This window comes from Rhizobium sp. YTUHZ044 (assembly GCF_051123975.1).
Classification (GTDB): domain Bacteria; phylum Pseudomonadota; class Alphaproteobacteria; order Rhizobiales; family Rhizobiaceae; genus Rhizobium.
In genome coordinates, this window is sequence record NZ_CP101426.1 from 4,622,389 (window position 1) to 4,638,034 (window position 15,646).

The window sequence follows — 15,646 nt, forward strand, 5'->3', positions numbered from 1 at the left end:
TTTTCGTCAGTGGCTGATCGAAGCCGTCGAGCAAGGATCGACGCCGTAGGCCGGCGAGCAGTCGCCCTTGACCGCCGCGACCGAACCGGGCGCAACGAAGGAGCCTGCCATGATAATCAGCGCCGCACACGCAAAAAGGAGCGCGATTGACTTGCCCATCGATAAATGCCTTTCACAGTGATTGCCGCACGCCTTCGCAGACGTTGAGTCCGTTGGAAGACGCGGGGTTTGGTAGTCAGTGGAATGACAAATAGCAATAAACGTTCCTGCTAAATTTGGCGTTAATTCCACAAAATTTCCGCTGCGCCTTTTATGCAACGCTGCTCGATACAGCCGGCAGGAAAACAGGCCGAGCTTGCGCCGGCATCGCGGCGCCGCGCGCCGTTCAGGACGCGCAAAGGACGCCGCAACTGTTAAGGTGCTGCGGCAAAGCAAAACGCCGCCCGCGGGATCGGCGGACGGCGTTATCGTTCCTCGGGAAAGATGGTCAGGCGGCCTTGCCGGAGCCGGTATACTGGCCGTGCGGACGGTACTGCACGAGATAGGAGCCGAGCACCGATGCCGGCATGGTGGGCGTAATGCCGAGTCCCTTCAATGTGCGGCCTTCCGCCTCGGCCTCTGGGGATACGACGTTGTCGCGCTTGAGCAGGCGCACCTGGTCCGGCGTGATCGGCGGTGTCACAAAGGGGATCAGCGAGGCGATGCTGCCGATCAGCGAAGCCAGGCCGAAGGGCAGGGACACCAGCGGGTTCTTGCGGCTCGTCACCTTCAGCATCATCTCGAGACATTCGCGGAAGCTCAGCACCTCGGGTCCGCCGAGCTCATAGATCTTGCCGCCGGCAACCTTGCCGTCGACGGCGCGGGCGACCGCCTCGGCGACGTCCTCGACATAAACAGGCTGGAATTTCGTCCTGCCGCCGCCGACCAGCGGCAGGACAGGCGACATGCGCGCCATGTCGGCAAACTTGTTGAAGAAGCTGTCCTCCGGTCCGAAGACGATCGACGGACGGAAGATCACCGCATCGGACTTGATGGAGAGAATGGCCGCTTCCGCGCGGCCTTTGGTGCGGCCATAATCCGAATCGGAATTGGCGTCGGCGCCGATCGCCGAAATATGGGTGAGAGTCGCGCCGGCATTGCGCGCCGCTTCTGCAACCGCGCGTCCGCCGAATTCCTGTACCGCGTCGAAAGTGTTGCGGCCGGTCTGATGCAGAATGCCGACGCAGTTGATGACGTGGCTGGCGCCCTCGACGGCACGGTCGATCGAGTTGCGATAGCGCAGGTTCGCCTGCACGAAGGAAATCTGGCCGACATTGCCGAGCGGCTGCAGGAAGCCGGCGAGATCAGGTCGGCGCACGGCGACCCGGATGCGATAGCCGCGCTTGGCGAGCGCCCGCACCACGTGCCTGCCCACGAAGCCGGAGCCTCCGAACACGGTGACGAGCGGCGGCAGGTTGGCAAGGGTCATGGCAGGCTCCTCGAAAGGCTGTGCGGGATGCTGTATCGGCTCCGTCTTAGCCGAATCCCGGCGCGACGGGAAGGCCTATCGCGCTGCGAGTTTTGCGGATGCGAAGGGACTCAGACGCCTTCGACGACCACCATTTCCGCATCCGCCACCTCCTGGCGGATTTTCGCGGCGATCTGGTATTCCGGCGAGTTGTAGCAGTCGACCGCATGCTGCATCGACGGGAATTCTATCACGACGTTGCGGGCGCGCGCCTTGCCCTCGAGCTCGGTGATGGCGCCGCCGCGCGCCAGGAAATTCGCGCCGTATTTTTCGAAGGCCGGTTTGGCCGCCGCCACGTAATCCTTGTAGCGCTCGGCGTCAAGAACGTCGACGCGGGCGATCCAATATGCCTTGGCCATGATCTTCTCCCTTGTGCTTTTGAATTCAGCGGTTTGCCGGCCAGAGCGCGCTCACCATCTCGTTGAGGACGGCGCGGGCCGCCTCTTTCGGATCGGGCGCCTTGACGATCGGCCGGCCGACGACGAGATGGGTTGATCCCGCCTTCAGCGCATCGAACGGCGTCATCACCCGCTTCTGGTCGCCCTTGTCGCTGCCGGTCGGGCGAATGCCGGGCGTGACGATCGCCATGTCGGGACCGACGACCTCCCGCACCTCGGCCGCCTCCGCCGCCGAGCAGACGATGCCGCCCATGCCGGCGACGCGCGCCTGTCCGGCGCGACTGAGCACCAGGCTGTGCGGGTCCTGGCTGTAGCCGGCCTCGGCAAGGTCCTCGGCATCCATCGAGGTCAGCACGGTGACGCCGAGCAGGCAGAGACCGGAGCCGGCCGCCGCCTCCACCGCCGCCCGCATCGCCTTCGGATAGGCATGCAGCGTCAGCATCGACATGCCCATCTTGGCGATATTCTCGACGCCTGACGCGACCGTGTTGTCGATGTCGAGCAGTTTCATGTCGAGAAAGATCTTCTTGCCGCTTGCGGCAAGGTCGCGGGCGAATTCGAGGCCGCCGGCAAAGACCAGCTGATAACCGATCTTATAGAAGAGAATGTCGTCGCCGAGCGTGGAAACCAGTCCTTCTGCCTCGCCGATCGTTGGGACATCCAGGCCGACGATCAACCGCTCGCGTGCATCCATGTGAAGTCACCCCGCCAGTTTTCGATGGACGTCCAGTCGCATGTCAGGCCGAGATCCGCAAGGCTGAAAGCATAGAGATTGCCGCCGCCGGCCGGCTGGTCGCGGTCGCGGGCGATCGGCCGTCCCGCCAGATGGCATTTCAGCAGCGTGCCGACGCCGCCATGGCCGACGAAGGCGATCGGTGCGGCCGCATCATGTGTGGCGAGAACGGCCTTGACCGCCGCGACGATGCGGGCCTGCGCGTCGACGGCGCGCTCCCAACCTTTGAAGCTTTGTTCCGGATTGTCAAAGAACCAGTTTGCCGCCTCTTCGAACTGCGGCGGCGGCAGGAAGCCGGTGGCCGAGCGGTCGTTCTCGTGCATGCCATGGACGATCTCGACGCTGATGCCGGAAGCGGCCGCCAGGCTTTCGGCCGTTTCGATCGCCTTCGTCTCGTCGCTGCAGACGATGCGGGTCAGCCGGCTGGCCCAATCGCTCTCGGCAGCTTTGCGGGCGCGGGCGGCGCCGACCTCGGAAAGGCCCCATTTCGGCACCGGAACATTCGCATCGATCTTGACCTGCGGATGGGTGATATAAAGGCCGAACATCTCAACCGCGCCGGTAGATCCAGAGCTGCGCCGGCGGGATGTTGCGCATGACGAAGTCGAAATGCTGAATGTGATAGCGGTCGGGATTGGCGGCGATCGGCGAGATCGCGCCATAGGAAATCTGCACCACCGGTCGGCCGGCGGGCAGGCGGTCGAGCAGGCTTTCGAGCAGCGAGACGCGCATCGCCATCGGGAAATTCAGCAGCGGAATGCAGGAAATGACGCAATCGAACGTCCGGTCGCCGTAGTCGCCGAGCGTGGTCTGCAGATCGAAAGCATCGCCGTTGATGAAGTGCACGCCGGGATAGGTCCGCAGCAGATGCTGGTGGAAATCCGTCGAATATTCGATTGCGATGAGATTTTCCGGTTTCACGCCGCGGCCGAGGATGGCCTTGGTGATGGCGCCCGTGCCCGGGCCGAGTTCCAGCACCGGCAGCCCCGAATGCATATCGATGACGCTGGCCATGCGCTTGGCGGTAATCGAAGAGGTCGGCACGATCGAGCCTACCGTCTTCGGCCCCTGCATCATGCCCCGGAAGAAACGGATTTCCTCATCAAATCTCTTCCCGAGGTGTTCCTTCACCTTGACCCGTAAGCGCATTCTCCACCCATCCGCACGTTGATCGACTGTCTTACATATGCTGCTTGTCGCTCCCGGGACAAGGATTTTCGCAACGAGGACATCGGCATCAACAGCTCATGCGGCCTTTCGCTGGGTATGAGGCATGAGGTCGGCAAGTCTTTCGCTCAAATGGCCAGCGTCGACAGGGGCGCGCAGTTTCTTATCGGTGTTGTCGAAATAAAGATAGACGTCGCGGCCCTTGGCGCGCGCCGGCAGCGGCGCAACTATCCGCGTCGCATTCTCCGGTTCTCCGCCCTGTGCCCAGGCGCGGATGCGCTCGGCCCATAGATCGAGCGCTTCGTCTTCATAGCCGCTGACATAGAGCTGTTCGGATCCATGCAGGCGGCAATAGATGAAGTCGGCGGTGATATCCATCAGCAGCGGCCATTTCACCGTATCGGCGCAGACGAGCGCCGCCTTGTGTCGCCGGAGCATCTCGATGAACTCGACTGAGCGGAAGCTGTCGTTGCGGATTTCGAACGCATGGCGGATCGGCTGGTGTCCGTCGCTTTTGAGCCAGGCCTGTTTGAGGCGCTCGTCATGCCGCTTGGCAAGCGTTATCGCCGCATCGTGATCATGCGGCAGCAACGACAGGAAATATTCGAAGCGATCAGGATCGAAGACCATATTGGCCGGAAACTGCCAGAGGATCGGCCCGAGCTTGGGGCCGAGCCTGAGCAGGCCGGAGGCGAAGAAATTGGCAAGCGGCGCCTCGATCTCCCTCAATCGCCGCACATGGGTGAGGAAGCGCGGCCCCTTGACCGCAAAGACGAAATCGTCAGGCGTTTCATCCCGCCAGCGGCCGAAGATCTCGGGCCTCTGCAATCCGTAGAAAGTGCCGTTGATCTCGATCGAGCGGAAGTGACGGGCGGCGTAGGAAAGCTCCTGCTTCTGCGGCAGTCCCTCCGGATAGAATTGCCCGCGCCAGGGCGCATAGGTCCAGCCTGAAATGCCGATGCGCACCGCTCCCGTTTTTTTCATTCTGGAATCCTCCTGTTTGACAGGAGGAAAACCGGAAGCAGACGCCTTCGTTCCCGTCAGACGCGCATCGGCATCAAGACGTAGAGCGCGTCGTCACCGGCGGTGTCGCGGATCAGCGTCGGCGAGCCGGCATCGGCCAGCAGGAAGATCGCTTCCTCGCCGGAAAGCTGCGCGGTGATGTCGAGCAGATATTTGGCGTTGAAGCCGATTTCCATCGCATCCGTGTCGTAGCCGACGGCGACTTCTTCCGTGGCGCTGCCGGAATCCGGATTGTTGACGGTCAGCATCAGCTGACCTTCGGACAGCGCCAGCTTCACGGCGCGCCCGCGCTCGGAGGAGATCGTCGAGACGCGGTCGACGGCCTGGGCGAAGGTCGTGCAATCGACGCGCATTTCCTTGTCGTTGCCGGTGGGGATGACGCGCTGGTAATCCGGGAATGTGCCGTCGATCAGTTTCGAGGTCAGAACGATCGAGCCGATCGTCATGCGGATCTTGGCGTCGGAAACCTCGACGGTGACGATTGCTTCCGGATTGTCGACCAGCTTCTGCAGTTCGCCGACCGTCTTGCGCGGAATGATGATGCCGGGCATGCCCTCGGAGCCCGACGGCGCGTCGACATCGGCGCGGGCCAGCCGGTGGCCGTCGGTCGCGACCGCCCTGAGCTTCAGCTCACCATTGCTCTCGATCGTGTGGAAGAAGATGCCATTCAGATAATAGCGAGTCTCTTCCGTCGAGATCGCGAACTGGGTGCGGTCGATCAGCATCTTCAGATCGGTCGCCTTCAGCTTGAAGGAATGCGTGAAGGTGCCGGCGGTCAGATCCGGGAAATCGGATTCCGGCAGGCACTGCAGCGAGAATTTCGAGCGGCCGGACTGGACGGTCATCGAGCCGCCATCGGTGCTGGTCGCCAGCAGCACTTCCGAGCCGTCGGAAAGCTTGCGCACGATGTCGTAGAGAAGATGGGCGGGAACGGTGGTGGCGCCTGCTTGTTCGACGCTTGCCGGCGTCGCCTCGGTGATTTCGAGGTCGAGGTCGGTCGCCTTCATGTCGAGGTTCTGGCCGTCGGCCTTGAGCAGTACGTTGGACAGGATCGGGATCGTGTTGCGACGTTCGACCACACGGTGGACGTGGTTCAGCGATTTCAGAAGGTTTGACCGCTCAATAGTAATACGCATGGGATGCTACCGCTTTCGACCGTGACTGCCCGGGCGCATCGAAGGCCCGAAGAATGCTTTCCCGATTTAGGTCGGGGGAGTGGACGGGCAAAATGGCAGACTTCAGCATTGGATGGCAAGAGGCATGGACGGCCGAGCCCTCGCATTTCAGGTTTTCCGGAGCAATCCTCACAGAAATCCCAACCCTTGCCGAAGCCGCAGCGCTCGCCCATAAAGGCCGATGAACCGGCAAGGCGCCGGCGGCACGAAGGCAAAGGGCATGAACGAGCAAACCACAGCCGAGGACGCCACGAGGCGAAGCTTCCGCCTGCACAACATGGCGGTGCCGGCGCGGCCGCTGGAGCCGGCGCTCTATCTGGTTGCCACTCCCATCGGCAATCTCGGCGACATCACGCTGCGCGCATTGGAAACGCTGGCCGGCGCCGACGTGCTGGCATGTGAGGATACGCGCGTCACCCGCGTTCTGCTCGACCGCTACGGCATCCAGAACCGCCCCTTCGCTTACCACGAGCACAATGCCGACGAAGCCGGCCCGCGGCTCATCCAGGCGCTGGAAGCCGGCCGCTCGGTAGCGCTGGTGTCCGATGCCGGCACGCCGCTCGTCTCCGATCCCGGCTACCGGCTGGCCCGGCAGGCGATTGCCGCCGGTTACCGCGTCATTCCCATTCCAGGCGCCTCGGCGCCGCTCGCCGCCCTTGTTGGTTCCGGCCTGCCGAACGACGCCTTCCTCTTCGCCGGTTTTCTGCCGCCCAAGGACAAGGCCCGCCGCGATCGTCTCGGTGAATTGGCCGCAACTCCAGCGACGCTGATCTTTTTTGAATCGCCCCATCGCATCGGCGCGACGCTGTTGGCTGCCGCCGATGTGCTCGGCCCGGAGCGGCCGGCTTGCGTCTGCCGTGAATTGACCAAGACCTATGAAGAATTCCGCCGCGGCACGCTGGCCGAACTCGCCGCCCATTACCAGCAGGTGGAAAACGTCAGGGGCGAGATCGTCCTCGTCGTCGGTCCGCCGCAGCCGGCGGAAACGTCCGAGGCCGATGTCGAGGCCGTGCTTGCCGACCTGTCGACGTCGATGCCGACGGCAAAGGCTGCGACCGAGGCCGCCCGTCTCACCGGCCTGCCGCGCAAGGCGCTCTATCAGCGCCTGCTGGAGCTGAAGGGCGGCAATGGGCGATAAAGACCCCACTGCCATCAAAAGGAAAGCGCTGCGCCGTGGCCGCATGTCGGAATATGTCGCCGCCGTCTTCCTGATGCTGAAGGGATACCGCATCCTGGCGCTGCGCCACCGCACCCGGCTCGGCGAGATCGATATCGTCGCCCGCAAGGGCGATCTCGCCGTCTTCGTCGAGGTCAAGGCCCGGTATGGCGAGGCTGCGGCCATCGACGCCGTCTCTCTCGCCGCGCAGAAGCGGATCCGGGCGGCAAGCGATCTCTGGCTCGCCCGCCAGGCCGATCACGCCCGCCTTTCCCAGCGCTACGATATCGTCGCGGTCATGCCCGGCCGGTTGCCGCGGCACTTTCCCGACGCCTTCTGAGCGCTTTGCCCGGCCGAGTTTCCGGATTGTTAAAATTTTAGTCCCGGGTTGAACGAGCTCCTTACCTCTCTCTGCTACCCACCATCGCGGTAGGGATTAAGAATTGGGGGTTGTTGCGTGGCCTGGAAGATGATGCTTGCAAGTGCGGTCGGCATGGCTGCGCGCTCGGTGCCTTATATCGCGCTGAAGCCGGCCGGGAAGTCCTTCGTCGCGCATGCGAGCGACCACCTGCCGCTGAAATCGACGCCGATCAATCCCGACTGGATCATCAGCGGCAATCCGGAAGCCCGCACCGCCGAACATTCGCGCGGCCATGACGAGGCGTCGCTGACGGCGATCTGGGACTGCACGGCGGGCGAATTCCGCTGGTATTTCGGCTGGGACGAGACCGTGATGATCCTCGAAGGCGAGGTCCATATCACCGCCGAGGACGGCACGGAACGGACCCTGTGCGCCGGCGACGTCGCCTTTTTCGCAGGTGGAACCTGGGCGAGCTGGCGGGTCGACAGTTACGTCCGCAAGGTCGCCTTCCTGCGCAAGCCTTTCCCGAAGCCTTTGGCAATCGCCTACCGTCTGCGCAACATGCTGCGCAACGGCGGCAGCCAGGGCATCGCCGCCTGAAAATGGCGACTGCCGCAAGCCTTCGATGACCGTTGCGTTTGATGCCGGGCCGACCTACATCTGTCCGGCATTCAGCGAGGGACGGAAATGGCCAAGATCACCAATGTAGCGGTCCAGATGGATCATGTCGCCGGCATCAATATCGCAGGGGACTCCACCTTCGCCATGAGCCTGGAGGCGCAGGCGCGCGGCTACAGGCTCTTCCATTATACCCCCGAGCGCCTGAGCTTCCGCGACGGCAAGCTCTTTGCCAGCGTCGAGCCGATGCTGCTGCGTGACGTCAAGGGCGATCACTTCGAACTCGGCGCGCCCGAGCGCGTCGATCTCTCGACCATGGACGTGGTGCTGCTGCGCCAGGATCCGCCCTTCGACATGGCCTATATCACCTCGACGCATCTCCTCGAGCGCATCCATCCGAAGACGCTCGTCGTCAACGATCCGGCTTGGGTGCGCAATTCACCGGAGAAGATCTTCGTCACCGAATTCGCCGATCTGATGCCGAAGACGCTGATCACCAAGGATCCCGCCGAAATCCGCCGCTTCCGCGACGAGATGGGCGACATCATCTTGAAGCCGCTCTACGGCAATGGCGGCGCCGGCGTCTTCCATTCGACCCGCGACGACCGCAACCTCTCCTCACTGCTGGAAATGTTCGGCCAACTCTTCCGCGAGCCCTTCATCGCCCAGCAATATCTGCCCGACGTGCGCAAGGGCGACAAGCGTATCATCCTTGTCGACGGCGAGTTTGCCGGTGCCATCAACCGCGTGCCGGCCGAGCATGACAGCCGCTCCAACATGCATGTCGGCGGCCGCGCCGAGGCGACCGAACTGACGCCGCGCGAAAAGGAAATCTGCGCCCGCATCGGCCCCGCGCTGAGGGAACGCGGCTTCCTGCTCGTCGGCATCGACGTGATCGGCGATTACATGACCGAGATCAACGTCACCTCGCCGACCGGCATCCGCGAGGTCAGGAAGTTCGGCGGCGCCGATATCGCGGCCCTGCTCTGGGACGCGATCGAGCGCAAGCGCGGCTGAGGCTGCGATCGGGTACAACCGCGATTACTGCTGCTTATCCGCCTGCGTTCTTTTATTGTTCTTGTTTTAGTCCTGCTTCCGTGCCAGATTGCAACCGCTGGCTTTCAACGGCCACGGGGCGGTCTCTAAGAGTTTGCGGGACAAGGGTGGGCATATGGTCGCGCGTGTCAGTACGGTAGCATTCCAGGGCATCGAAGGCGTGCCGGTCGAGGTCCAGGTCATGATCGCGCCTGGCAAGGTCGGCATGCAGATCGTCGGCCTGCCTGACAAGGCGGTCGCTGAAAGCCGCGAGCGCGTTCAGGCCGCCCTTCACGCCTCCGGCCTGGCGCTGCCGGGCAAACGGGTGACCGTCAACTTGGCGCCCGCCGATCTGCCGAAGGAAGGCTCGCATTTTGATCTGCCAATCGCGCTGGCGCTGATGGCCGCTCTCGGCGCCATTCCCGCCGATGCGCTGTCGGATTTTGTCGTCGTCGGCGAGCTCAATCTCGATGGCACCATCGCCGCCATCGCTGGCGCGCTGCCGGCCGCGATCGGCGCCAATGCTCTCGGCAAGGGGCTGATCTGCCCGGCCGAAAGCGGCGCCGAGGCTGCCTGGGCCGGCGCCGAGGTCGATATTCTCGCACCGCGCAGCCTGATTGCCCTTGCCAATCATTTTCGCGGCACGCAGGTGCTCTCCCGGCCGGAGCCGTCGATCCGCGCCAATGCCGCCAACCTGCCGGATCTTGCCGAGATCAAGGGCCAGGAAAGCGCAAAACGTGCGCTCGAGGTGGCGGCCGCCGGCGGCCACAATCTCCTGATGGTCGGGCCTCCCGGTTCCGGCAAATCGATGCTGGCGTCGCGGCTGCCGTCGATCCTGCCGCCGCTTTCGCCCGCCGAACTGCTTGAAGTGTCGATGGTCCATTCGATCGCCGGCCAGCTCACCGGCGGCAAGCTGTCCGATCGCCGGCCCTTCCGCACCCCGCATCATTCCGCCACCATGGCCGCCCTTGTCGGCGGCGGTCTGCGCGCCCGGCCGGGCGAGGCCTCGCTCGCCCATCACGGCGTGCTCTTCCTCGACGAGTTTCCCGAGTTCACGCCGCAGGCGCTCGATGCGCTGCGCCAGCCGCTCGAAGGCGGCGAATGCGTCATTGCCCGCGCCAATCACCGCGTCTCCTATCCGGCGAAATTCCAGCTGATCGCGGCGATGAACCCCTGCCGCTGCGGCATGGCCGGTGAGCCCGGCCACACCTGCGCCCGTGGCCCGCGCTGCATGAGCGATTACCAGGCCCGCATCTCCGGGCCGCTGATGGACCGCATCGATATCCGCATCGATGTGCCGGCCGTCTCCGCCGCCGATCTCATCCGCCCGATGGCGGCCGAGTCCAGCGCCGACGTCGCCCGCCGCGTCGCCCGCGCCCGCGAGATCCAGCAGGAGCGCTTCGCGCGCGCCGGCGCCAGGGATATCGGCACCAATGCCCGCTGCTCCACATCAATGATCGAAAAACTCGCCGAACCCGATGCGAGCGGCCTGCAGCTCTTGCGCGACGCCGCCGACAAGATGAAATTCTCCGCCCGCGGCTACCACCGCGTCCTCAAGGTCGCCCGCACGCTGGCCGATCTCGACGACAAACCGACCGTTGGCCGTTTGCATCTGGCTGAGGCGATCTCCTACCGGATCGCCGGCGAGAGGTTGACGGCGGCCGCCTGAGCGCAAGCGAATAGGGAGTTGCGAATAGCGACTAGTTAATCGGCTTGCCCGCCGCAAAGCAGGTTACATCCTATTCGCTATTCGCTATTCGCTATTCAGCTCCCCAACCCCTCAAACAGCGCCGTCGACAAATACCGTTCCGCAAAAGACGGTATGATGATGACGATATTCTTGCCGGCATTCTCCGGCCGGCTGCCGACCTTGATCGCCGCCGTCAGCGCCGCGCCGGAGGAGATGCCGACCGGCACGCCTTCGAGCCTTGCGATGAGGCGGGCCTGTTCGAAGGCCTCGTCATTAGTGACGGTCACGACCTCGTCATAGATGCCGGTATCGAGGATCTTCGGCGCGAAGCCGGCGCCGATTCCCTGGATCTTGTGCGGGCCGGGATTACCGCCTGAGAGCACCGGCGAATCGGCAGGCTCGACGGCGATGATCTGGATCTCGGGCTTGTGGCTCTTCAGCACCTGGCCGACGCCGGTGATCGTGCCGCCGGTGCCGATGCCCGAGACGACGATATCGACCGTGCCGTCGGTATCGTTCCAGATTTCCTCGGCCGTCGTCTTGCGGTGAATCTCGGGATTGGCCGGGTTTTCGAACTGCTGCGGAATGATGGCGTCGGGAAGGGAGGCGGCGAGCTCCTCGGCCTTGGCGATGGCGCCCTTCATGCCCTTCGACCCTTCCGTCAGCACCAGCTCGGCTCCGAGCAGCGCCAGCATCTTGCGGCGTTCGACCGACATGGTCTCGGGCATGGTGAGGATCAGCCGGTATCCCTTGGCGGCGGCGGCAAAGGCGAGTGCGATGCCGGTATTGCCCGAGGTCGGCTCGATCAGCACCGTCTTGCCTGATGTGATCTTGCCTTGCGATTCCAGGCTTTCGATCATTGCCACACCGATGCGGTCCTTGACGGATGCGATCGGATTGAAGAATTCGAGCTTGCCGATCAGGTTTGCCACCACGCCCTTTTCCCGCGCCAGCTTGTCGAAGCGCACCAGCGGCGTGTCGCCGATGGTCTCGGTGATCGAGGAATAGATGCGGCCGCGGCCGGGTTTGTGCGACATGGTTCTCTCCCTTTGGACTTCATTCCCTGAAATCGAGGAGGAGAATAGGGTCAAAGACGGAATGAGACCAGAGCGCGTTCGCGCCGGGCGGGGGTGGCGGAGAGAAAATAAGCTTTGAAAACCGCCTCTTGGCGGATGTTTATTTCAGGCTGCCCGCGTCGCGATGAACGCCGCCGTGCCCGCAAGGATGCCGGCTGCAACCCGGTTCAGCGCCCGCAGGGCGCGCGGCTGTTTCAGCATCGTGCGGGCGCGCGCGGCAAGCAGCATATAGGGCACCAGCACGGTGATCAGCACCACGAAGGTGACGGCGAGCAGAAGCGCATAGTCGCGCAGGGTGATATTGCCGATATCGATCAGCGTCGGCGCCAGTGCGACATAAAACAGCATCGTCTTCGGGTTGCCCAGCGTCACCAGCAGGCCGGAGAGGAAGGACAGGCCGACATTGCCGGATTTTTTCGCGGCAATATCCTGCGGCAGCAGCCCTGCCGTCCACAGTTTCCAGGCGATGTAGCCGAGATAAAGAGCGCCGGCGACCTTGATGATGAGGAAGACTTCCGCGAAGGTCTGCGCGACGAAAGCCAGGCCCAGAATGACCGCTGTGAGATAGGTCATATCGCCGAGCACCAGGCCGAGGCCCATGAAGAAGGTCTCGCGGAAATTCGAGCCGAGCGCACGCGCTACGATGGCGGTGATGCCGGGGCCGGGAATGGCCGCGGCGATGAACAACGCTCCGGCATAGGCAAGCAAGGCGGCAAAGCTCATGGGGTGGCTCCTCTTCCCCGCCGTTTTATATCCGCTGGGCCGTGCCATCAATCCACCGGCGCTGATGGATGCATCACCAGAAGGAATGCCTGCCGCCGCGTGCCTGCCGATACCTCAGCCCTGAAGCGCCCTCGGCCGCAGCCATCTTGGGCTCCAGCCGAGGTTCATGCCGGCGGCGGCAAGCAGGATGATTGCAGCGCCTGCGATCTGCATCGGCTGCAGCGCGTGGCCGAAGGCCAGCCGGTCGACGAGGATCGCGGCGATCGGATAGAGGAAGGACAGCGCCCCGGTCAGATGAGTCGGCAGCCGCTGGATCGCACCGTAGAGCAGCACATACATCAGCCCGGTATGGACGACGCCGATCGTCACCAGGATCGCCCAGCCGCCGGCATCGCCGGGAAGCTGCGAAAACGTCGTCATCGGCGCCAGCATCAGCATGCCGGTTGCGACCTGGATCAGCGCGATCAGATGCGGCGGCGTTCCTTTCAGCCATTTCGCGGCAAGGGCTGCCAGCGCGTAGAAGAAGGCCGCACCCAGCGCCATCAGGATGCCGAGGCCGTAGCCGTCCGATGCCCCGCCGGCCTCAGGTTTCGCTTCGACGATGGCCGCCATGCCGGCAAAGGCGAGCGTCAGCCAGAACAGCTTGGCGGCGGTGATCTTCTCGCCGAGGAACAGCGCCCCGAGCACCAGCAGCATGAAGGGCTGGGTGTTGTAGACGGTCGTGGCGATCGAGATCGTCGCATGCGAATAGGAGGCGAAGAGCAGCAGCCAGTTGACGACGATGGCGACGCCGCCGAAAACCGCGATGCCGAAGGCGCGCAGCGTGATGATGCCGGGCCGCAGCAGCCCGAGGGCGCCGCAGATGACGAGCAGCGTCAGCGCGCCGAACAGGCAGCGCCAGAAGACCACGCCGCTGACCGGTTGACCCGACATGACGACGAACCAGCCGATCGTCCCCGAGATCAGCATCGCTGCCGTCATTTCCACCGAACCTCTTTTGATATCGCTGCTCATGATCGCCTCCGTTTTTGCTGAGGTGATAATATTGCGGCCCTACGCGAAATTATATAAAGATAGGAATGAATTTCCCCGATATTGCCTAATAATAAAAGGAAAGGAAACGCTGATGCCTAACGGCGCCCAGATGCTTGATGAAATCGATCAGACCATTCTCGAAGCGCTGGCCGGCAATGCCCGCATCTCGCTGAAGGAGCTGGCACAGCAGGTGGGCCTCTCCTCGCCCAGTGCCGCCGAGCGTCTGCGCCGGCTGGAGGAGCGCGGCGTCATCAAGGCCTTCACAATCGATCTCGATCCGGCCGCCGTCGGTTATCCGCTGCAGGCGATCATCCGCGTGCGGCCGCTGCCAGGACAGCTGCACATCGTCGAGCGCCTCATTCAGGAAATTCCCGAGATCGTCGAATGCGACAAGGTGACGGGCGAGGATTGTTTCATCGCCCGTCTGGTGGTGCGCTCGATGACCGAGCTCGACGGCATCCTCGACAAGGTTGCCGAACGGGCAGAGACCAACACCTCGATGATCAAGTCGTCGCCCGTCAAACGCCGTCTGCCGCCGCTTTCACGTGGGAAATAGATATAGTCCGGGCGGCCCTCAAGTCGCCATCAACGAAAGCTGAAAAAGGGAAGTCTTCGTGATGGACGCGCTTAGGCGCTCACCATTTGCCGGCGTCCAGAACATCGCGCAGGCATTTCTCAAACGGATCTTTTCCACCGATAAGGGATCGGCACTCATGAATGGCATATGCTGCCGCCATTTCGCCATTGCGCCTGAAGCCCGGAACGTCTCCGGCGCGATATGTTGCTGCAACCCCACCGAAAGGTCCCTCAAGTCCGATCGACTGCAGCAGAACCGTGTAAAGGCAGCCTACCGGATTGATATCGCGGTCGACGATCACGTTGATAACCGGATATCCTTTCCGGCGCTCATGGTAACATTCTAATGAGTCCGGCTTGCTTCGAAGCGTGTCTATGTCGTGGACTGCTATTTGGCCCAATTTTGCAAGCTTGAGCGCATCACGATCAACGAACACTTCGACGGTCTGGGTGTTTGACGGCTGGTTTTGATTGCCAAAAGGGGTATATGGCGATCCAACTGAGTAGTCGATCGAATGGCTCGCGTCGAAATTGAGACGAACGTCTGTGTAAGCCATGAGCCCAAAAAACACGCGCAAAAACTCGAGCTGCAAATCTTGAACATCGCTCCGCTCCATACCCTTTGCATTGAGGATGATGTTCATCTCGATTGTTTTGTCGATGTCGAGAATCGGCGCTGTCGACTTCGCCATGGCAAAAGCCACGATCTCTTCCACAGACAAAGATGAGCGAATTGACTGAAGCTTTGTTGAATCGATCGCAAGCGCCGGCGTCGCAATCAGCGCTGCCGCTAGACCCATCACTACGCCCCATCGCGCTTTCTTGAATAGCATAAGCGCCCCCACAACGCTGCTCATCAACCGTTCGGCTGCTTCATTCGAACCGTTGATCAAACGCCGGTGGAGCCGAAGCCGCCTGCGCCTCGTATGGTCTCGCTCGCTTCGGTGATCTCCAAAATCCGCGCCCTTGTCACCGGCGCGATCACCATCTGGGCGATGCGCATGCCGCGCTCGATGGTGAAGGCTTCCTCGCCGAGATTGGCGAGGAGCACCTTCACCTCGCCGCGATAGTCGCTGTCGACGGTGCCGGGCGAATTCAGGCAGGTGATGCCGTGTTTGAAGGCAAGGCCGGAGCGCGGCCGCACCTGTCCTTCGAACCCTTCGGGGATTTCGAAGATGAAGCCGGTCGGCACCAGCGTCCGCTTGCCGGGCGAGAGCGTCAGCGGTTCGCCGTCGGCGACGGCGGCGCGCAGGTCCATGCCGGCCGCCCCTTTGCTTTCATAGGCGGGCAGGTCGAGGCCCTCGCCATTGGCCAGGCGGATGAGGTTCAGCGTCGGGCTGAGATCGTGATGAATGGTCATGGCCCATTACTTT

Annotated in this window: 19 protein-coding genes; 6 read left to right on the top strand and 13 right to left on the bottom strand. The window is 63.0% G+C overall.

The annotated features are described in order from the left end of the window. Positions 1–6: 6 nt before the first annotated feature. From NL154_RS22585 to dnaN, 8 genes are all read right to left on the bottom strand, one after another. Entirely contained in the window at positions 7–159 is a 153-nt protein-coding gene (locus tag NL154_RS22585) for a hypothetical protein (protein ID WP_041678526.1), read from the bottom strand. Positions 160–487: 328 nt separating this feature from the next. Next, the gene (locus NL154_RS22590) at positions 488–1,468 is read right to left on the bottom strand and encodes a complex I NDUFA9 subunit family protein (RefSeq protein WP_210629499.1); all 981 of its coding nucleotides are present in this window, start codon (positions 1,466–1,468) and stop codon (positions 488–490) included. A gap of 110 nt (positions 1,469–1,578) precedes the next feature. Continuing rightward, positions 1,579–1,866, bottom strand: a complete 288-nt coding sequence (locus tag NL154_RS22595) for a DUF1330 domain-containing protein (protein WP_221145761.1) — start codon at positions 1,864–1,866, stop codon at positions 1,579–1,581. A 25-nt stretch (positions 1,867–1,891) separates the two neighbouring features. Beyond that, positions 1,892–2,599, bottom strand: coding sequence for an orotidine-5'-phosphate decarboxylase (pyrF, locus tag NL154_RS22600; RefSeq protein WP_210629497.1), 708 nt, complete (start codon positions 2,597–2,599; stop codon positions 1,892–1,894). Then, a complete protein-coding gene (locus NL154_RS22605; RefSeq protein ID WP_434733382.1) occupies positions 2,578–3,186 on the bottom strand; it encodes a histidine phosphatase family protein in 609 nt (202 codons plus the stop codon). The genes pyrF and NL154_RS22605 overlap by 22 nt, the downstream gene beginning before the upstream one ends. A gap of 1 nt (position 3,187) precedes the next feature. After that, the gene (gene pmtA, locus NL154_RS22610; RefSeq protein ID WP_210629495.1) at positions 3,188–3,787 is read right to left on the bottom strand and encodes a phospholipid N-methyltransferase PmtA; all 600 of its coding nucleotides are present in this window, start codon (positions 3,785–3,787) and stop codon (positions 3,188–3,190) included. Positions 3,788–3,883: 96 nt separating this feature from the next. Then, positions 3,884–4,789 carry a DUF72 domain-containing protein gene (locus tag NL154_RS22615; protein ID WP_434733383.1) on the bottom strand — a complete coding sequence of 302 codons (906 nt, stop codon included), beginning with the start codon at positions 4,787–4,789 and terminating at the stop codon, positions 3,884–3,886. A 56-nt stretch (positions 4,790–4,845) separates the two neighbouring features. Beyond that, positions 4,846–5,964, bottom strand: coding sequence for a DNA polymerase III subunit beta (dnaN, locus tag NL154_RS22620; protein ID WP_004673935.1), 1,119 nt, complete (start codon positions 5,962–5,964; stop codon positions 4,846–4,848). 259 nt (positions 5,965–6,223) lie between these two features. Here dnaN and rsmI point away from each other — a divergent pair, with 259 nt between their 5' ends. The 5 genes from rsmI (at position 6,224) to NL154_RS22645 (ending at position 10,842) form a co-directional block, all read left to right on the top strand. Then, complete coding sequence (gene rsmI / locus NL154_RS22625) at positions 6,224–7,141, top strand: 16S rRNA (cytidine(1402)-2'-O)-methyltransferase (RefSeq protein ID WP_210629493.1); 918 nt, start codon at positions 6,224–6,226, stop codon at positions 7,139–7,141. Next, complete coding sequence (locus NL154_RS22630; protein ID WP_210629492.1) at positions 7,131–7,499, top strand: YraN family protein; 369 nt, start codon at positions 7,131–7,133, stop codon at positions 7,497–7,499. Before rsmI ends, NL154_RS22630 begins: the two co-directional genes overlap by 11 nt. 117 nt (positions 7,500–7,616) lie before the next feature. Beyond that, positions 7,617–8,120, top strand: a complete 504-nt coding sequence (locus NL154_RS22635; RefSeq protein ID WP_210629491.1) for a cupin domain-containing protein — start codon at positions 7,617–7,619, stop codon at positions 8,118–8,120. Positions 8,121–8,207: 87 nt separating this feature from the next. Beyond that, positions 8,208–9,155: a glutathione synthase gene (gene gshB, locus NL154_RS22640; RefSeq protein WP_210629490.1), complete on the top strand. Its 948-nt coding sequence runs from the start codon at positions 8,208–8,210 to the stop codon at positions 9,153–9,155. A gap of 154 nt (positions 9,156–9,309) precedes the next feature. Further along, entirely contained in the window at positions 9,310–10,842 is a 1,533-nt protein-coding gene (locus NL154_RS22645; RefSeq protein ID WP_434733384.1) for a YifB family Mg chelatase-like AAA ATPase, read from the top strand. 95 nt (positions 10,843–10,937) lie between these two features. Here the strand turns inward: NL154_RS22645 and cysK are convergent, their stop codons facing one another. The 3 genes from cysK to NL154_RS22660 form a co-directional block, all read right to left on the bottom strand. Next, the gene (gene cysK / locus NL154_RS22650) at positions 10,938–11,900 is read right to left on the bottom strand and encodes a cysteine synthase A (RefSeq protein WP_221145771.1); all 963 of its coding nucleotides are present in this window, start codon (positions 11,898–11,900) and stop codon (positions 10,938–10,940) included. 144 nt (positions 11,901–12,044) lie between these two features. After that, positions 12,045–12,662: a LysE family translocator gene (locus NL154_RS22655; RefSeq protein WP_210629487.1), complete on the bottom strand. Its 618-nt coding sequence runs from the start codon at positions 12,660–12,662 to the stop codon at positions 12,045–12,047. Positions 12,663–12,776: 114 nt separating this feature from the next. Further along, a complete protein-coding gene (locus NL154_RS22660; protein ID WP_434733385.1) occupies positions 12,777–13,676 on the bottom strand; it encodes a DMT family transporter in 900 nt (299 codons plus the stop codon). Positions 13,677–13,788: 112 nt separating this feature from the next. On the opposite strand from NL154_RS22660, the gene NL154_RS22665 reads away from it, so the two are divergent. Then, positions 13,789–14,253, top strand: a complete 465-nt coding sequence (locus NL154_RS22665; RefSeq protein ID WP_210629485.1) for an Lrp/AsnC family transcriptional regulator — start codon at positions 13,789–13,791, stop codon at positions 14,251–14,253. Positions 14,254–14,332: 79 nt separating this feature from the next. On the opposite strand, the gene NL154_RS22670 is transcribed toward NL154_RS22665, so the two are convergent. Next, positions 14,333–15,106 (bottom strand): hypothetical protein, encoded by a 774-nt coding sequence (locus NL154_RS22670; protein WP_210629484.1) that lies wholly within the window; start codon positions 15,104–15,106, stop codon positions 14,333–14,335. A 56-nt stretch (positions 15,107–15,162) separates the two neighbouring features. Next, positions 15,163–15,633: a dUTP diphosphatase gene (gene dut, locus NL154_RS22675; protein ID WP_221145776.1), complete on the bottom strand. Its 471-nt coding sequence runs from the start codon at positions 15,631–15,633 to the stop codon at positions 15,163–15,165. Positions 15,634–15,646: the final 13 nt, after the last annotated feature.